General features: G+C 70.1%; 13 protein-coding genes. 4 read left to right on the top strand and 9 right to left on the bottom strand.

Going from position 1 to position 16644, the window contains the following annotated elements:
- Nucleotides 1–84 precede the first annotated feature (84 nt).
- Nucleotides 85–783: a hypothetical protein gene (locus ACWH43_RS21390; RefSeq protein ID WP_158444157.1), complete on the top strand. Its 699-nt coding sequence runs from the start codon at nucleotides 85–87 to the stop codon at nucleotides 781–783.
- Nucleotides 783–1556: an SDR family NAD(P)-dependent oxidoreductase gene (locus tag ACWH43_RS21385; RefSeq protein ID WP_158444158.1), complete on the top strand. Its 774-nt coding sequence runs from the start codon at nucleotides 783–785 to the stop codon at nucleotides 1554–1556. Before ACWH43_RS21390 ends, ACWH43_RS21385 begins: the two co-directional genes overlap by 1 nt.
- 15 nt (nucleotides 1557–1571) lie before the next feature.
- Here the strand turns inward: ACWH43_RS21385 and ACWH43_RS21380 are convergent, their stop codons facing one another.
- The 5 genes from ACWH43_RS21380 to ACWH43_RS21360 all read right to left on the bottom strand — a co-directional run bounded on the left by ACWH43_RS21380 (nucleotide 1572) and on the right by ACWH43_RS21360 (nucleotide 8663).
- Nucleotides 1572–2519, bottom strand: a complete 948-nt coding sequence (locus ACWH43_RS21380) for a bifunctional enoyl-CoA hydratase/phosphate acetyltransferase (protein ID WP_158444159.1) — start codon at nucleotides 2517–2519, stop codon at nucleotides 1572–1574.
- On the bottom strand, nucleotides 2516–3649 hold the full coding sequence (locus ACWH43_RS21375; RefSeq protein WP_260349043.1) for an alpha/beta fold hydrolase: 1134 nt from the start codon (nucleotides 3647–3649) through the stop codon (nucleotides 2516–2518). The genes ACWH43_RS21380 and ACWH43_RS21375 overlap by 4 nt, the downstream gene beginning before the upstream one ends.
- Nucleotides 3650–3794: 145 nt before the next feature.
- Nucleotides 3795–4928 carry an ABC transporter permease gene (locus ACWH43_RS21370; RefSeq protein ID WP_158444161.1) on the bottom strand — a complete coding sequence of 378 codons (1134 nt, stop codon included), beginning with the start codon at nucleotides 4926–4928 and terminating at the stop codon, nucleotides 3795–3797.
- A gap of 1 nt (nucleotide 4929) precedes the next feature.
- Nucleotides 4930–7662 carry a ribosome-associated ATPase/putative transporter RbbA gene (rbbA, locus tag ACWH43_RS21365; RefSeq protein ID WP_158444162.1) on the bottom strand — a complete coding sequence of 911 codons (2733 nt, stop codon included), beginning with the start codon at nucleotides 7660–7662 and terminating at the stop codon, nucleotides 4930–4932.
- The gene (locus ACWH43_RS21360; RefSeq protein ID WP_158444163.1) at nucleotides 7659–8663 is read right to left on the bottom strand and encodes an HlyD family secretion protein; all 1005 of its coding nucleotides are present in this window, start codon (nucleotides 8661–8663) and stop codon (nucleotides 7659–7661) included. The genes rbbA and ACWH43_RS21360 overlap by 4 nt, the downstream gene beginning before the upstream one ends.
- 413 nt (nucleotides 8664–9076) lie before the next feature.
- Here ACWH43_RS21360 and ACWH43_RS21355 point away from each other — a divergent pair, with 413 nt between their 5' ends.
- Nucleotides 9077–10042, top strand: a complete 966-nt coding sequence (locus ACWH43_RS21355) for a 2-hydroxyacid dehydrogenase (protein WP_158444164.1) — start codon at nucleotides 9077–9079, stop codon at nucleotides 10040–10042.
- 2 nt (nucleotides 10043–10044) lie between these two features.
- On the opposite strand, the gene ACWH43_RS21350 is transcribed toward ACWH43_RS21355, so the two are convergent.
- A complete protein-coding gene (locus ACWH43_RS21350) occupies nucleotides 10045–11652 on the bottom strand; it encodes an FMN-binding glutamate synthase family protein (RefSeq protein ID WP_158444165.1) in 1608 nt (535 codons plus the stop codon).
- A gap of 151 nt (nucleotides 11653–11803) precedes the next feature.
- Nucleotides 11804–13690 (bottom strand): TRAP transporter large permease, encoded by a 1887-nt coding sequence (locus tag ACWH43_RS21345; protein ID WP_158444166.1) that lies wholly within the window; start codon nucleotides 13688–13690, stop codon nucleotides 11804–11806.
- Nucleotides 13691–13876: 186 nt separating this feature from the next.
- Here ACWH43_RS21345 and mmcB point away from each other — a divergent pair, with 186 nt between their 5' ends.
- The gene (gene mmcB / locus ACWH43_RS21340; RefSeq protein WP_158444167.1) at nucleotides 13877–14341 is read left to right on the top strand and encodes a DNA repair putative endonuclease MmcB; all 465 of its coding nucleotides are present in this window, start codon (nucleotides 13877–13879) and stop codon (nucleotides 14339–14341) included.
- 85 nt (nucleotides 14342–14426) lie between these two features.
- Here mmcB and ACWH43_RS21335 read toward each other — a convergent pair whose 3' ends face one another.
- Nucleotides 14427–14999, bottom strand: a complete 573-nt coding sequence (locus ACWH43_RS21335; RefSeq protein WP_158444168.1) for an ActR/PrrA/RegA family redox response regulator transcription factor — start codon at nucleotides 14997–14999, stop codon at nucleotides 14427–14429.
- A gap of 81 nt (nucleotides 15000–15080) precedes the next feature.
- The gene (locus tag ACWH43_RS21330) at nucleotides 15081–16430 is read right to left on the bottom strand and encodes an ActS/PrrB/RegB family redox-sensitive histidine kinase (RefSeq protein ID WP_158444169.1); all 1350 of its coding nucleotides are present in this window, start codon (nucleotides 16428–16430) and stop codon (nucleotides 15081–15083) included.
- Nucleotides 16431–16644 lie beyond the last annotated feature (214 nt).

Here is a 16644-nt window from a genome sequence, read left to right as displayed (position 1 = left end):
GATTTCCAATTCAGAATTCGTTTCCGTATAAGAGCCGGACGAAGCCGAGTCAACGCGGCTGCGGATCGGCAAGCGGGAGGGCGCATGAGTCTGGCGGGCGAGGGGGCGGTCGCGATCTGGCACGACATCGCGCCGGAGGGGCGCGACGAGTTTTACGCCTGGCACGGCCGGGAGCACATGCCGGAGCGGGTCGGCATTCCCGGCTTCCTGCGCGGGCGCCGCTATGTCGCGCTCGATGCCGAGCTGGAGTTCTTCAACCTTTACGAGGCGCTGAGCGTCGAGACCCTGAAGAGCCAGGACTACACCGCCCGCGTCAACGCGCCGACGCCCTGGACGCTGAGCGCCGTCAGGCATTTCCGCTCGGTCGCCCGCTCGATCTGCCGCGTCGCGCTCAGCAGCGGCCCGGCCCAGGGCGGGCTGATCGCGACCTTGCGCTACGACGTGCCCGAGGGGCGGGACAGGGAGCATCGCGAGGCGCTGACGCGCCGCTTCGTCCCGGATCTGCTCGACAGGCCCGGCGTCGCCGGCGTGCATTGGCTCGTCGCCGATGCCGAGGCGAGCGGCGTCGCCACCGCCGAGCAGGAGGCCCGCGGCGTTGCCAACGCCGTGCCGCGCCGGGTGCTGCTGCTCGAGGGCTGGGGCGACGAGGCCGATTTCGCCGCGCTGGCCAAAGAAGCGCTGTCCCCCGCCGCGCTCGACGCGATCGGCGGGGAAGGCCCCTCTTCGCTCGGCCTCTACCGTCACCAGATCACCCGCACCAAGACCGCCTGGAGCGCCGGCTGATGGATGCCCGCTACGATCTCGCCGGCCGCAGGGCCATCGTCACCGGCGGCGCGGGCGGTCTCGGCCGCGGCATCGCCGCGGCGCTGCGCGACGCCGGCGCCACGGTGGAACTCTGGGATGCCAACCCCCGCGCGCTCGACGCGGCCGCATCCGGGCTGGGCGTCGGCCGGCGGCCGGTCGACATCACCGATCCCGCGGCGGTCGACGAGGCTGCCGCCGCAGCCTTCGCCGCGCATGGCCGCATCGACATCCTGGTCAACAATGCCGGCATCCTCGGCGAGGTGAAGCCGGTCTGGGAGACCGACCCCCGGAATTTCGAGGCGGTGCTGCGGGTCAATCTCTTCGGCACCTATCTCGTCAGCCGGGCCCTGCTCGGCCGCATGCGTTTGCAGGAGCCGCGCCCGGGCATCGGTGGCCATGCGCTGCGTGGGCATGTCGTCAACATCGCCTCGATCCAGGGCAAGGAGGGCATGGCGCTCGCCGCCGCCTATTCCGCCTCCAAGGCCGGGGTGATCGCGCTGACCAAGAGCACGGCCAAGGAGACGGCGCGCGACGGCATCGTCGTCACGGCGGTCACGCCCGCCGCCGCCGAGACCGCGATGGCGAAGGAGATCTCCGCCGCGCGCCGCGCCGACATCCTCTCGCGCATTCCGATGGGCCGCTTCGTCGAGGTCGAGGAAGTGGCGCGGATGGTGCTCTGGCTGTCTTCGGACGAGTGCTCCTTCTCGACCGGCGGCATCTTCGACCTGTCGGGCGCTCGCGCTACCTACTGAGCGGGAGCGGGCCGGTCACTTGATCCGGCCCGCGCGGCGCGCATCGGCGAGCAGCAGCGCCAGGGCGCAGGAGAGCAGGCGCGCCCGCAGATTGTCGGCGCGGCTCGTCAGGATAATCGGCACGCGCGCGCCGAGCACGATGCCGGCCGCGTCGGCGCCGCTCAGGAAGGTGAGCTGCTTCGCCAGCATGTTGCCCGCCTCGATCCCGGGCACGAGCAGGATGTCGGCATGGCCGGCCACCGGCGAGACGATGCCCTTCTCCTGTGCCGCCGCGGCGCTGATCGCATTGTCGAAGGCGAGCGGCCCATCGACGATCGCCCCGGTGATCTGGCCGCGCTCGGCCATCTTCGACAGGGCGGCGGCGTCGAGCGTCGCCATCATATGCGGGTTGACCGTCTCGACGGCCGCCAGCACGGCGACCTTCGGCAGCTCCTCGGCGCCGTTCAGGGCGACATGCCAGAGATTGATCGCGTTCTGGACGATGTCGGCCTTGGCGGCGAGGTCGGGGGCGATGTTGACCGCCGCGTCGGTGATGATGAAGGGCTTGGGGTAGCTTTCGATATGCATGACGAAGGCGTGCGAGATTCGCCTTTCGGTCCGCAGGCCGGAATCGGCCCGCACGACGGCGCCGAGCAGTTCGTCGCTGTGCAGCGAGCCCTTCATCAAAGCGCCGAGCTCGCCGGCTGCAGCCAGCGCGACGGCCTTCGCCGCCGCCGCATGGCTGTGCTCGGTGTCGACGAGCTTCCAGGCTGCGATATCGACGCCGGCCTCTTGCGCGGCGGCGCGGATGCGTGCGGCCGGGCCGATCAGGACCGGCTCGATCAGATGCTCTCTCGCGGCGTCGGCCACCGCCTCGACGACATTCGCCTTGACGGGGTGGACCACGCCGGTCCGCACGGCCGGGCGGTCGCGGCAGCGGCCGAGAACGAGCTGGAAATATTCGGCGGAGGTCAGCGCGGTCATGGCGCGGCCCCGTCCTGTGCGGCGATCCAGCGGACGATGCCGGGCCAGGTCTCGCTCAGCGTCTTGCGGCCCATGAACAAGCCGATATGCCCGCCGGGCACCAGCGCCTTCTCGATCCGCTTCCGCGGCGTCCCGACCAGCCCTTCGGCCGCGAAGACCTGCTCGCTGGTGGTGATGTCGTCCTCGGCCCCGGCCAGCAGATAGAGCGGGCAGGTCACGTCCTTGAGCGCCAGCCGCCGGCCGAGCCCGACGAACTCGCCCTTCGCGAAGCGGTTCTCCTTGAAGATCTGCTCGATCGCCTGGAGGTAATAGACGCCGGGCAGGTTGAGCGGATTCTCGTACCAGGCGGCGAAGGCCTCGGTGCGGTCGAGATAGTTGCGGTCGGCGAGGTTCTGGTAGAGCCGCACGTATTTCTCGACGTAGTGCTCGGCCGGATGCATGTTCTTCCAGCCGGCGAGCATGAAGCGGCCGGGCATCAGGCCGCGGCCGAGCCGGACCATGTCGCGATAGCTCTTCAGCGGCATGTCGTGCGCCATCTGCTTGATCGGCCCGTCCCCGGCATCGGTGTCGATCGGGGCGCCCGCCAGCACCAGGGACCTGACCTTGCGCGGGAAGCGCGAGGCCAGCATCGCGCTCAGCCAGCCGCCCTGGCACAGGCCGACCAGATGCACGACGCCGCCGAGATCGTCGATCGCGGCATTCAGCTCGGCGAGATAGGTGTCGATGCTGAAATAGCGCATCTCCTGCTCCGCCGTCTTCCAGTCGGTGACGAGGACATGCGGGATGCCGTTGGCGAGCATCGTCTCGACCAGGCTCTGGCCCTTGCCGTAATCGGCGATGGTCGCGCTGTGCCCGGCATAGGGCGCGTCGATCAGCACCGGCACGCGCCCGGCCGCGGCGGTGCCGAATTCGCGCAGGAACATGGTCGGCAGGTCGAGCCGGACCGTGTTGGGCGTCGCCCAGCCCGGCGGCGGCGGCCGGGTGATCTTCGCCGCCTGGGAGAGGAAGTCGAGATTGCGCTGGGTCAGGCGCAGCGCCGCGTCGACCGGCCAGAACCAGGGCAGGCTGAGTTCGGCGGGGCGGCTGGCGCCGGGCGATGCGGCTGCGGCCGTCGTCTTGCGGGCGGTCATGGTCGGGTCGCAACCTCCTGCCAAAGCACCGGCACGCCCCTGCGTGCCGTGTCTGCGTCGAATTGTGGGCGGGCTCCGGCCGCGCCCGGCATCGGGCCACCGGACGCCGCGATCCCGACAGGAGCATGACGGTCGGGCGCGGCGCTCATGTGAAGATCACCTTGCGGAAGCGGGCGAGCGCGAAGGCGAAATAGGCCGCGCAGATCGCGGCGATCTTGGCGATCTCCGGCCAGACCACGTCGAGCCCGGCGCCGCGATAGAGCACGCCTTGCGAGAAGGCGACGAAATGCGGCGTCGGGCTGAGGGTGCGCATCGTCCATTGCAGCCAGACCGGCATGCTCTCCATCGGCGTCGTCGCGCCGGAGAGAAGCTGCGTGACCACGAAGACCGGGATCGCGAGCAGGCCGAACTGGCCCATCGTCGTGGCCAGCGTGCCGAGCAGGATGCCGAGCGCCGCGACCGTGAAGGCGTAGATCGCGGTGCCCAGCACGAAGAGCGGCAGCGAGCCGGCGATCGGCACGCCGAGCGCGCCCTCGACGACGAGGACGAGCGAGGCGACCGCCGCGACCAGGATGACCAGCGTGTTGGCCAGCATCTTGGCGAGCATGATCTCGACCGGCGTCACCGGCATCACCAGCAGGTGCTCGACCGTGCCCTGCTCGCGCTCGCGGATCAGCGCCGCGCCGGTCAGGATGATGGTCAGCAGGGTGACGTTGTTGAGCACCTGCATGACCGAGCTGAACCAGCCGGAATCGAGATTGGGGTTGAAGCGCGCCCGCACCACCAGGTTGATCGGCAGGGCCGTGGTGGTCTCGCGCCCGGCCTGCAGATTCGCGATCTCCTGCGCGACGATCTGCTGGATGTAGACCGCGCCGTTGCCGGCCTGGGTCATCGCGGTCGCGTCGATATTGAGCTGCAGCGAGGTCTGCCGCCCGGCCTGCAGGTCCGCCTGGAAGTTCGGCGGCACCTCCAGCACGAAGACGAGGCGGCCGGAATCCATTTCGGAATCGATCTCGCCGGGGGCGATGCGCTTCGAGATCTTGAACAGCGGCGGGCCGAAGGCGCCGAGCAGGGTGCGCGAGAATTCCGACCGGTCCTCGTCGACGATGCCGATGGTGAGGTCGCGCGCCTCCAGCTTCACGCCGGTGGCGACCGTGTAGACCGCGAAGCTGAAGGCATAGACCACCAGCAGCAGCATGACCGGGTCGGCCCGGATGCTGCGCAGCTCCTTGACCACCAGCCGCAGGATGTTCTGGAGATGGATGACGAGCCCGGCCATCTCAGGCCTCCTGCTTGCGCAGGGCGAATTGCGCGACGACGAGGAAGAGCAGGAAGAAGAAGGTGAGCATGGCGAGGTTCGGCCAGAGCTCGGCCGCGCCGAGCCCCTTGGTGAAGACGCCGACGCTGACCGGCTGGTACCAGGCCGGCGGCAGGCTCATGCCGATGATCCGGCCGCCGCCCGAGAGCGAGGCGACCGGCACCATCAGCCCGGAGAAGTTGATCGCCGGGATGATCGACAGGATCGCCGTGGCGAAGACGGCCGAGACCTGCGTGCGGGTGAAGCTGGAGACGAGCTGGCCGAAGCCGGTGGTCGCGGAGACGTAGAGCAGGGTCGCCAGCGCCAGCACCCAGGCCGAGCCCTTGATCGGCACGCCGAAGACGAACAGCGCGATCAGCACCAGCATCACGAAGCTGCCCATCGCCACGGCGATATAGGGCAGTTGCTTGCCGAACAGGAATTCGAAGCGGCTGATCGGCGTCGAGCGGAAATTGGCGATCGAGCCGGTCTCCTTCTCGCGGACGACGCCGATCGCCGACATGATCGCCGGGATGACGATCAGCATCAGCATGATCACGCTCGGCACCATCGCATTGGCGCTCTTGAAGTCCTGGTTGTAGCGGAAGCGGGTTTCCACCGTGACGGCGGCGGGCGCGTGGCTCGAGGCGGCATGGTCGGCGGCGAAGCCCTGCGCGTATTGGGTCGCCAGCCCGGTGACGTAGCCGCGCGTCGTCTCGGCCCGGAACGGCATGGCGCCGTCGAGCCAGACCGACATCTCGGGCAGGCGCCCGCTCATCAGGTCGCGGCCGAAGGAGGGCGGGATCTCGAGCGCGAGCTGGAGCTCGCCGCTGCGCATCCGGCGGTCCAGCTCCCCGGCCGAGCGGATCGGCGCCTGCTCGTCGAAATAGCGCGAGCTGGAGAAGGCCTCGATCAACTGGCGGCTCTCCATCGAGTTGTCCTGGTCGAAGGCGGCGAATTTCAGCTTCTCGACGTCGAAGGAGATGCCGAAGCCGAAGGCCAGCATCAGCAGCAGCGGGCCGAGGAAGGCGAAGCTCAGCCGGATCGGGTCGCGCAGCAGCTCCATGGTCTCGCGGCGGGCGCAGGCCCAGAGCCGGCGCGGGTCGAAGCGGCGGGCCGGCGCGGCCGGCTGGGTCGTCTCGGCGGCCGCCGGGACCGGCTCCTCCGGCGCGTCCTCGATCCCGGAGGCCTCCTTGAGATAGGCGACGAAGGCGTCCTCCAGCGTGCCGCCGCCACGCTGCGCCGCCAGCTCCTGCGGCGTGCCGACGGCCAGCACCTTGCCGGCATGCATGAAGGAGATGCGGTCGCAGCGCTCCGCCTCGTTCATGAAATGGGTCGAGAGGAAGATGGTGACGCCGTCGTCGCGCGAGAGGTCGATCAGCGTGCGCCAGAAGGCGTCGCGGGCGATCGGGTCGACGCCGGAGGTCGGCTCGTCGAGGATCAGCATCGCCGGCCGGTGCAGCACGGCGACGGCGAGCTGCAGGCGCTGGCGGATGCCGAGCGGCAGGCTCTCCGGCCGCTCGTCGGCGACGTCCGCGAGGTCGAAGCGGCTCAGGAGCTCGGCGATCCGCCCGGGGATCTCGGCCGGCTTCAGATGGTAGAGTTCGGCATGCAGCAGGAGATTCTGCCGCACCGTCAGCTCGCTGTAGAGCGAGAAGGCCTGCGACATGTAGCCGACGTTCCGCCGCGTCTCCATGTCGTCGGCGGCGAGCGGCTGGCCGAAGAGCTTGGCCGTGCCCTCGCTCGCCGGCAGCAGGCCGGTCAGCATCTTCATCGTGGTCGACTTGCCGCAGCCATTCGAGCCGAGGAAGCCGAAGATCTCGCCGCGCCCGATGCGGAAGCTGACATGGTCGACCGCGACGAAATCGCCGAAGCGCCGGGTCAGCCCCTCGGCCTCGATCGCCGGCGTGGCGTCGTCGCTGGCCGTCCGCGGCCGCAGCACGACCTCGCGGTGCTGGGCCCGCTTGGCTTCGGGCAGCAGCGCCACGAAGGCGGCCTCGAGCGTCGCCTGCCCGGCCTTCTCGCGCAATTCCGCCGGCGTGCCGGTGGCGATCGCCTTGCCTTCGTCCATCGCCACCAGCCAGTCGAAGCGCTCGGCCTCCTCCATATAGGCGGTGGCGACGATGACGCTCATGCCCGGCCGGCGGGCGCGGATCGTGTCGATCAGGTCCCAGAACTGGCCGCGCGACAGCGGGTCGACGCCGGTGGTCGGCTCGTCGAGGACGAGCAGGTCGGGGTCGTGGATCAGCGCGCAGCAGAGCGAGAGCTTCTGCTTCATGCCGCCGGAGAGCTTGGCGGCCGGGCGGCCCTCGAACGGGTCGAGTCCGGTCGCCCTCAGCAACTCGTCGATCCGGCCGCGCCGCTCGGCCGCGTCCTGGCCGAAGAGGCGGGCATGGAAGTCGATGTTCTCGAACACCGAGAGGGTGGGGTAGAGATTGCGCCCCAGCCCCTGCGGCATATAGGCGATGCGGCCGCGCCGCGCCTCGCGCTGCGCCTTGACGCCGAGATCGCCGCCGAGCGCATGGACGCTGCCCTGCTGGATCCTCCGCACGCCGGCGATCAGCGCCAGCAAGGTCGATTTGCCGACGCCGTCCGGTCCGATCACGCCGATCATCCGGCCGGCCGGGATGGCGAGCGTCAGCGCGTCGAGGGCGGTCACCCTGCCGTAGCGATGCGTGACGGCGTCGAGGCGCGCGGCAGGCTCGGCCTGCATCATGGCAGCTTCACGGCCAGCGAATCGGGCCATTTCGCATTGGGCGCGGTGCGCACGAAGCCGAGGCCGCGCACGCCGGTCTTCACCTGCCGGTGATATTTGGCGAGCAGCTCCCGGTCGAGCTGGAGCTTGATGCGGAAGACCAGCTTCTCGCGCTCCTCGGCGGTCTCGACCGCCTTGGGCGTGAACTGGGCATCGGCGGCGACGAAGCTGACCGTCGCGGGGATCACATATTGCGGCACGGGGTCGAGGATGATCCGCGCCTCGTCGCCGAGCGCGAGCTGCCCGGCCTGCGCCGCCGGCAGGTAGATCGTCATGTAGACGTCCGACAGGTCGAGGATGGTGATGACGCGCGTGCCGGCGGCGACGACCTCGCCCGAGCGGGCGAGCTGATACTGGACGCGGCCGCTGCGCGGCGCCACCAGCACGAGGTCGACCAGGATCGCCTTGATCTGCTCGGCATCGGCTTCCGAGGCCCGGATGGCGAAGCGCGCCTGGTCGCGCTGCGCCTCGGCGGCGCGCAGGGCGGCGTCGGCGGCGTCGGCCTTGGCCGAGCGCTGGTCGTCGACCTGCTTGCTGAGATAGCCCTTGGCGACCAGTTCCTTGCCGCGCTGGGCGTCGGTGCGGGCGAGGATCTGGTCGCTCTTGCGCTGGGCGATCAGGGCCTCGGCCTCGGCCAGCGCCTGCCTGGCGCGCAGCACCTGCGCCTCGGCGGCGCGCAGTTGCGCCTCGTATTCGGGCGAGACGATGCGCCCGATCACCTGGCCGGCGGTGACCTCGTCGCCTTCCTTGACCTTCACCTCGGCCAGCCGGCCGGCATATTTCGAGGAGACGTCGATCTGGGTCGCCTCGATCCGGCCATTGGTCTTGACGATGCCCTCCGGCATCGTGTCGCCGCGCAGCCTCTCGATCAGCGCCTTGATGCGCGATTGCGCCTGCGCGCCGGGCGCCTGCAGGACGAGCGCAGCGAGAAATGCTGCCGTAACGGCTCGAGAGCGGCGCATCTTAGATCTCCGAAGGAAGCGTGACGGAAACGGGGTGGGCGGGCATCGTTCTTAGCATGCGGGAAGCGCGAGGCCAGGCCAAGCCGCTTGCGGCGCGGGCGCGCATGCGTCCATGTCCGGCGCAATCCCGCCTGTCGCGCCTGCCCCCGGCCGTGTCCTTGCCGCCATCCATCGCCGCCCTCGCCGCATCGCCCGCCCGCGGGCAGGGTGCCCCGCTTAGCCGGTCGGGCGGGGCGCGGCTTTGCGCTCGCTCAATCCGCGCCGGAGGCGATGGCCTATGGTGGCCGGCTGCTTCGGCTACGGCGCCCGCCCAGGCCGGCGCCGCGCGCGGGACCTGTCCGGAAGCGCTTGACTCGCGGGCCCGGAACGGTTGAGCCACATCGCATCGAACCGCCCGAGACCGGAATCCCCTGATGCCCGAGACCATCGTCCTGCTCGACATGACGACGCCGCAGCGCGCCGAGCGCCTGCGAGCGCTGCTGCCGCCCGGCTTCGTGCTGACCCATGGGACGGAGCGCGGCGAGGAGCATCTGAAGGCGATCATCGCCGAGGCCGACTATGCCATTTCCGGCCAGGTCGCCGTCCCGGGCGAGGTGCTGCGCGCCGCGAAGAAGCTGAAGCTGCTGCACAAATGGGGCGTCGGCTACGACAATATCGACATCGCCACGGCGAAGGCGCTCGGCATCCAGGTCGCGCGCACCACCGGCTCCAACGCGCTTCCCGTCGCCGAATTCGCGCTCGGGCTGATGCTGTCGGCGCTGCGCTTCATCGCCTATGGCCATGCGGAGCTGAAGACGGGGCGCTGGGCCACCGGCAGGCTGCCGGGAGACACCTTCACCCTCTCCGGCAAGACGGTGGGCATCGTCGGCTTCGGCGCCATCGGCCAGAATCTCGCCAGGCTGCTCGCGGGCTTCGGCTGCCGCATCCTCTACAGCAAGCGCACGCCGCTTGCCGCGGCGCAGGAGCAGGCGCTCGGCGCCCGGCACGCGCCGCTGGCGCGGATCCTGGCGGAGGCCGATATCGTCTCGCTCCACTGCCCGCTGACCCCGGAGACGGAGAACCTGATCGACGCCGATGCTCTCGCGGCGATGAAGAGGACGGCGGTGCTGGTCAATGTCGCGCGCGGCGGCGTCGTCAACGAGGCCGATCTGGTCGCGGCGCTCAGGGCGCGCACCATCGCCGGCGCGGCGATGGACGTCTATGCGGTCGAGCCGTTGCCGCCCGACAGCGAATTGCTGACCCTCGACAATCTCGTGGTGACGCCGCATCTCGCCGCGATGGCCGCCGACACCTTCGAGCCGACCGTGAAGCGCATGTTCGCCAACATCGCGCATGTCTCGCGCGGCGAGCCGGTGCCGGAGCGCGACCGCGTCGTATAAGGTTACGCCGCCCGGTCGAAGCTGTCGGCGCGGGCGAGGTCCCAGTTGCGGCGGTAGAAGCTGTGCTCGCAGCGGCCTTCGGCGAGCTCGCCCGCCTCGAGGAAGACGTGGAGGTCCGAGAACAGCCGGATCTCGGTGGTGCTGACGCGGCGCACCAGATGGTGCGGGCCGAGATCGGAGGGATGGCTCAGCCCCGCCGCGGCCAGCATGTCGGCCAGCGCCTGCACCGTATTGGCGTGGAAGCGATGCACGCGCTGCGCCTTGTCGGGCACGACCAGCGCGCGCTGGCGCACGGCGTCCTGCGTGGCGACGCCGGTCGGGCAGCGATTGGTGTTGCAGGACAGCGACTGCACGCAGCCCAGCGCGAACATGAAGCCGCGCGCCGCATTGGCCCAGTCGGCGCCGATGGCGAGCACGCTGGCGATGTCGAAGGCGCTGACGATGCGCCCGGCGGCGCCGATCCTGACCTTGTCGCGCAGGCCGGCGCCGGTCAGCACGTTGTGGACGAAGAGCAGGCCTTCGCGCATCGGCAGGCCGATATGGTCGCTGAATTCGACCGGGGCGGCGCCGGTGCCGCCTTCGGCGCCGTCGACGACGATGAAGTCGGGCACCACGCCGCTCTCCAGCATCGCCTTGACGATGCCCATGAACTCCCAGGGATGGCCGAGGCAGAGCTTGAAGCCGACCGGCTTGCCGCCGGAGAGCTCGCGCAGCCGGGCGATGAAGCCCATCATCTCCAGCGGCGTCGAGAAGGCGCTGTGGCTCGGCGGCGAGATGCAGTCCTGCCCGACCGGAACGCCGCGCGTCTGCGCGATCTCCGGCGTCACCTTCGGCGCCGGCAGGATGCCGCCATGGCCGGGCTTGGCGCCCTGGCTCAGCTTGATCTCGATCATCTTGACCTGGGGCTCCCGCGCCTGCCGGGCGAAGCGCTCCGGGTCGAAGCGGCCCTCATCGTCGCGGCAGCCGAAATAGCCGCTCGCCACCTCCCAGACGATGTCGCCGCCGCCCTCGCGGTGATAGGGGCTGATGCTGCCCTCGCCGGTGTCGTGGCTGAATCCGCCCATGCGCGCGCCGGTGTTGAGCGCCCGGATGGCGTTGGCCGAGAGCGAGCCGAAGCTCATCGCCGAGATGTTGAAGATCGAGGCGGAATAGGGCTGGGCGCACTGCTCGTTGCCGATGGTGATGCGGAAGCTCGCGGGGTCGGAGGCCGGCACCGGCCGGCTCGAATGGCCGATGAACTCGTAGCCGTCGCGATAGACGTCGAGCAGCGTGCCGAAGGGATGGTCGCCGGCGAGGCCCTTGGCCCGGCGATAGACCAGCGAGCGCTGCGAGCGCGAGAACGGTGCCGCCTCCTCGTCCGCCTCGAACAGGTACTGGCGCAATTCCGGCCGGACGAGCTCGGCGAACCAGCGGATATGCCCGATGACGGGATAGTTGCGGCGGATCGCATGCTCGGGCTGGGCGAGGTCCCACAGGCCGAGCAGCGAGAGCAGCACGGCGAGGACGGCCGGAAACCAGACCCAGCCATGGCGGAAGGCGAGGGGGACGAGGATGAGAGCCGCGAGAACGCACAGGGCGAGGGTGGTGAAGCGGCTCAGACGCAAAGTCATCGGGAAGGCCTCGAGGCAAATCGAATTCTTCCAGTTTTAGAGCATGGGAGGCGACGCCGTGCCAAATCGCCGGCTCCCCGGCCGGGCCGGCCGCAGGCCGGGCCCGGGGATGCATCCGGAATGCTCCGTTGCCCTCAAGCGGCAGCAGGCCTCAGGTCTTGAGGAACCCGATCGAGAACCACGGCACGGCGGCGACGACGAGGAGGCCGAGGAGCAGGGCGAGCATGTAGCCCCAGATATATTTCAGCCCCTCGTCGGGGTTGATCTTGGAGATGGCGCAGGCGCCGTAATAGCCGACGCCGAAGGGCGGGGCGAAGAGGCCGATGCCCATGGCGAAGATCACGACCATGGCATAGTGCACCTCGTGGATGCCGACGGCCTTGGCGATCGGGAAGACCAGCGGGCCGAACAGCACCATGGCCGGGATGCCTTCCAGCACCGAGCCGAGCACCACGAAGGCGACGATCGAGATGCCGAGGAAGCCCCAGTGCCCGCCGGGCACCGAGGCCATCGCCTGGGCGAGGTCGCGCGAGAAGCCGGACTGGGTCAGGCCCCAGGCCATGGCCGTGGCGGCGCCGATGATGAAGATGATCGCCCCGGTGAGCGAGGCGGTCTCGACCAGCATTTTCGGCAGCCGGCGCCAGTCGAACTGGCGGTAGATCAGGAGCCCGGCCAGCACCGCATAGGCGATGCCGATGGTCGAGACCTCGGTGGCGGTGGCCACGCCCTCGACCACGGCGGCGCGGATGACGAAGGGCAGCGCGATGGCCGGCGCCGCAATCAGCGCGAGCTTGGTCATCACGCGCTTCGGCTGGCGCGCGACGTGGCTGAGATCCTCTCCGCGATAGCGCCACCAGACGACGAAGCACAGCGCGACGCCCAGCACCACCGCCGGCAGCATGCCGCCGGTGAACAGCGCCGCGATCGAGACGCCGGTGACCGAGCCGATGGTGATCAGCACGATCGAGGGCGGGATCGTCTCGGTCTGCGCGCCGGTGGCGGAAAGCAGCGCGACCAGATCCCCGGGCTTGGCGCCGCGCTGGCGCATCTCGGGGAAGAGCACCGGCGCGATCGCCGCCATGTCGGCGACCTTCGAGCCGGAGATGCCGGAGACCAGGTACATCGCCCCGATCAGCACATAGGAGAGCCCGCCGCGGACATGGCCGAGCAGCGAGGCGAGGAACTGGATCATCGCCCTGGCCATGCCGGTCATCTCGATCAGCGCCCCGAGGAAGATGAACAGCGGCACCGCGAGCAGGATGAGATGGCTCATGCCCTCGTCGAGCCGGCCGACCATGACGAGCAGCGGCGTCGAGGTGGTGAGCGCGAGATAGCCGAAGGTGGCGAGCGCGAAGGAGAAGGCGATCGGCACCCCGGAAAAGACGTTGAGCGCGACGACGCCGACGAAGAAGACCAGGAGGTTGAGCTTGCCGAGCGGCTTCAGCGCCGGCCCCGCCAGCCAGAACAGGGCGATCACCAGCGCGGTCAGCGCCGCGGCGGCGAAGACCGGCTTCCAGGAGCCGAAGCGCACCAGCCGTAGGAGCGCGACGGCGAGCATCAGGCCGATGCCGACCGGCAGCGCCGCGGCGCGCCAGGCGTTGGAGATCTCCAGCGCCGGGGTGACGATGAAGTTCTCCTCCTGCGCATATTCCAGCGCATGCGGCAGGATCATCAGCAGGAAGGCGATGGAGGCGGTGATCGCGACAGCCTCGAGCAGCGCCTGCGCCCGCGGCGGCACCCGCGTCACCAGCCCGGTCATGCGCATGTGCTCGCCGCGCTGCAGCGCGATCACCGCCCCCAGCATCGACAGCCACAGGAACAGGATCGAGGCCAGCTCGTCCGACCAGATCAGGGGCGTATGCAGGACGTAGCGCGCCGTCACGCCCGCTCCCAGGATGACGACCTCCGAGACGACGAGGACGGCGGCGAAGAACGAGACGACGGTGCCGAGCGCGCGTTCGAGCGGGCGCGCCAGCCGGCCGAGCGCGGTCGGGGAGAGATCGGCCGAGCCCGGCAGGCTGGCTCCGTGAGCATCCATGGAGACGTTTCCGATTATCGTATTTTGAGTCCTTATAGGCTGGGCTGCGTCCCCGAGACTAGCCGTAACGTCGGGTTCTCCAGTTGTGCATGGACGCACCTTGCCGCACCCGGCTGCCTTGCTGGCTGACCGGCCCGGCGGTCCTCGCGGCTTGCATTGTCGGAAACAAAGAGAGAACATGAGGCCATGCCGCTCGCCGACAGCATCCTCAATCCGCCGCCCGCCCGGCCGGACATCACCCGCGCCGTCTGCCGCGGCGCCAGCCGGCACCTGCGCGAGCGCGGCTATGCCATCGTCAGGGAGATGACCTTCGCCAACGGCCGGCGCGGCGACATCGTCGCGCTGTCGCCCGCGGGCGAGCTCTGGGTGGTCGAGGTCAAGTCCGGCCTCGCCGATTACCGCGTCGACGGCAAATGGCCGGATTATCGCGATTATTGCGACGGCTTCCTCTTCGCGGTCGCGCCGGAGTTCCCGCGCGAGATCCTGCCGGAGGATGTCGGGCTGATCGTCGCCGACGCCTATGGCGGCGAAGTGCTGCGCGAGCCGCCGCGCCATCCGCTCGCGCCGGCCCGGCGCAAGATGCTGACCATCGCCTTCGCCAGGCTGGCGGCGGGGCGGCTGGCGCAGAGCGAGGATCCGCCGGGCCCGTGACCGCGCCGCGGCTGCGCGGCGTCGATCTCCGCCGCGGGAGCCGGAGCGCGGGCGAAAAGGCGGCTTGCCGGCGCCCTTCGGGGCCTCAGCGCGGAGCGCGCTTGGCCAGGATGCGCTGCAGGGTGCGCCGGTGCATGCCGAGGCGGCGCGCCGTCTCGGAGACGTTGCGGTTGCACAGCTCGTAGACCCGCTGGATATGCTCCCAGCGCACCCGGTCGGCCGACATCGGGTTTTCCGGCGGCGAGGGGCGGGCGTCGCGGGCGGCGGCGAGCGCGGCATGGATCTCGTCGGCATCGGCCGGCTTGGCCAGGAAGTCGAAGGCGCCGAGCTTCACGGCGCTGACGGCGGTGGCGATGTTGCCGTAGCCGGTCAGCACGACGCCGCGCGCATCCGGCCGGCGCTCTTTCAGCCTTGCGATGACGTCGAGCCCGTTGCCGTCTCCGAGGCGCAGGTCGATGACGGCGAAGGCGGGGGCGGCCTCCTCCAGCGCCGCGAGCCCGGCCGCGACGCTGTCGGCGGTGCGCACGCTGTAGCCGCGGCCTTCCATGGCGCGGGCGAGGCGGGTCAGGAACGGCTTGTCGTCGTCGACCAGCAGCAGGGACATGTCGTCTCCCGGTCCGGGTCCTTCGCTTGCGTTCTCGACGCCCTGCATCGTCATCTCCTTGCCGCTTGTCCATGCGCGCTGCGGTTGCGCGGTTTCCGGGGTGGTTCGGGTCGAGGCCGGCCTGGCGGCAGGCGCTCAACTCCTCTCATGTAGCGCGGATGGCGCGCCGTCGGTACCCCCGAGGGCGGGAGGCTGGGCTTCGAAGACCGCGCGGGGCCAGACGATCCGGATCGAGGCGCCGCTCTCCGGCGCCGGCCGGTTCGAGAATTCGAGCGTGGCGCCGCCGCGCTCGAGCAGCGTCTTGGCGATGAACAGCCCGAGGCCGAGCCCCCCGCCGGCGCGGTTCTCGCCGGCGCCGCGCGAGAGATAGGGCTCGCCGGCGCGCATCAGCACGTCGGGCGGGAAGCCCGGCCCGTCATCGGCGATGGTCAGGGTGACATGGCTGGTGCTCCATCCGGCCTGGATCGACACCGTCGAGCGGGCGAAGTCGACGGCATTGTCGACGATGTTGCCGAGGCCGTAGATCATGCCGGGATTGCGCCGGCAGACAGGCTCCGGCTTCTCGCCCTGCAGGGTGATCTCGAAGGGCACGCCGAAGGGGCGCTGCGGGCCGGCCGCCTCCTCGATCAGCAGGCGCAAGGTGAGCTGGTCGAGCGGGCCGGCATCCTCGTCCTGCAGGCTGGAGAGCTTGGCCAGGATGCCGCGGCAGCGCTCGACCTGCTCGCGCAGCAGGGCGATGTCCTCCGCCATCTCGCCGTCCGGCGGGGCGAGACGGGTCAGCTCCCGCGCCACCAGCGCGATCGTGCCGAGCGGCGTGCCGAGCTCGTGCGCCGCCGCCGCGGCGAGCCCGTCGAGCTGCGAGAGATGCTGCTCGCGCGCCAGCACGAGCTCGGTGGCCGCCAGCGCGTCGGAGAGGTCGCGCGCCTCCTTGGCGACGCGCCAGGCATAGATGCCGGTGAAGGCGAGCCCCAGCACCAGCGCCACCCAGGTTCCGCCCTGGTAGTAGGCGGGCAGGATCGGCCGGTCCGGCCCCGACCAGGGCAAGGGCATGTGGAAGCGGCTGAGCAGCGTCGCCAGCCCGACGGCGAGCACGCCGAGGACGAGCGTGCGCTGCGTCGGCAGCGCCGTCGCCGAGATCAGCACCGGCGCCAGGAACAGGATGGCGAAGGGATTCTGCAGCCCGCCGGTCATGTAGAGCAGGGCCGCGAGCTGGACGATGTCGAAGGCGAGCAGTGCCGTCGCCGGCCCGTCCGCGAGGCGATGGCTCAGCGGAAAGCGCACCCTGAGCCCGATATTGAGCCAGGCCGAGATCGCGATGACGCCGAAGCACCAGCCGAAGGGCAGCGGAAAGCCGAGGCCGAAATGCACCCCCGCCACCGCGACGCTCTGCCCGACGATGGCGAGCCAGCGCAGGCGCACGAGGGTGTCGAGCCGCAAATGCCGGTTGGAGCGCATCAGCGCCGGCGCCGAGAAATCTGCTGCCATCACCGCTTCCAGGCCCCCGTGACCGCCGCTCGTCGCGTGCCGGTGCCGGCGTCTGATGCGAGGTTTTTGCCGTCGGGCATCCACATGTCAGAGATTCTTTAGCCTTTAGCCGGGTTGAATGAGAACAAAATCAACGTAAGGTGCGTTGCTCGCTGCGACGCATCATCGCATGTTGCGCCGCCAGAGGACCTCGAAATCGCATGTATGGGGCCGC

The sequence above is a fragment of the Allobosea minatitlanensis genome (genome assembly GCF_964020775.1).
Note: the sequence above shows the minus strand (reverse complement) of the source record. Positions and strands in the feature narration are given on the sequence as shown.

Bases quoted from the DNA above. Each gene is read 5' to 3' on its own strand.
- ACWH43_RS21390 (WP_158444157.1), top strand. From the start codon at position 85: ATGAGTCTGGCGGGCGAGGGGGCGGTCGCGATCTGGCACGACATCGCG.
- ACWH43_RS21385 (WP_158444158.1), top strand. From the start codon at position 783: ATGGATGCCCGCTACGATCTCGCCGGCCGCAGGGCCATCGTCACCGGC.
- ACWH43_RS21380 (WP_158444159.1), bottom strand. From the start codon at position 2,519: ATGACCGCGCTGACCTCCGCCGAATATTTCCAGCTCGTTCTCGGCCGC.
- ACWH43_RS21375 (WP_260349043.1), bottom strand. From the start codon at position 3,649: ATGACCGCCCGCAAGACGACGGCCGCAGCCGCATCGCCCGGCGCCAGC.
- ACWH43_RS21370 (WP_158444161.1), bottom strand. From the start codon at position 4,928: ATGGCCGGGCTCGTCATCCATCTCCAGAACATCCTGCGGCTGGTGGTC.
- rbbA (WP_158444162.1), bottom strand. From the start codon at position 7,662: ATGATGCAGGCCGAGCCTGCCGCGCGCCTCGACGCCGTCACGCATCGC.
- ACWH43_RS21360 (WP_158444163.1), bottom strand. From the start codon at position 8,663: ATGCGCCGCTCTCGAGCCGTTACGGCAGCATTTCTCGCTGCGCTCGTC.
- ACWH43_RS21355 (WP_158444164.1), top strand. From the start codon at position 9,077: ATGCCCGAGACCATCGTCCTGCTCGACATGACGACGCCGCAGCGCGCC.
- ACWH43_RS21350 (WP_158444165.1), bottom strand. From the start codon at position 11,652: ATGACTTTGCGTCTGAGCCGCTTCACCACCCTCGCCCTGTGCGTTCTC.
- ACWH43_RS21345 (WP_158444166.1), bottom strand. From the start codon at position 13,690: ATGGATGCTCACGGAGCCAGCCTGCCGGGCTCGGCCGATCTCTCCCCG.
- mmcB (WP_158444167.1), top strand. From the start codon at position 13,877: ATGCCGCTCGCCGACAGCATCCTCAATCCGCCGCCCGCCCGGCCGGAC.
- ACWH43_RS21335 (WP_158444168.1), bottom strand. From the start codon at position 14,999: ATGACGATGCAGGGCGTCGAGAACGCAAGCGAAGGACCCGGACCGGGA.
- ACWH43_RS21330 (WP_158444169.1), bottom strand. From the start codon at position 16,430: ATGGCAGCAGATTTCTCGGCGCCGGCGCTGATGCGCTCCAACCGGCAT.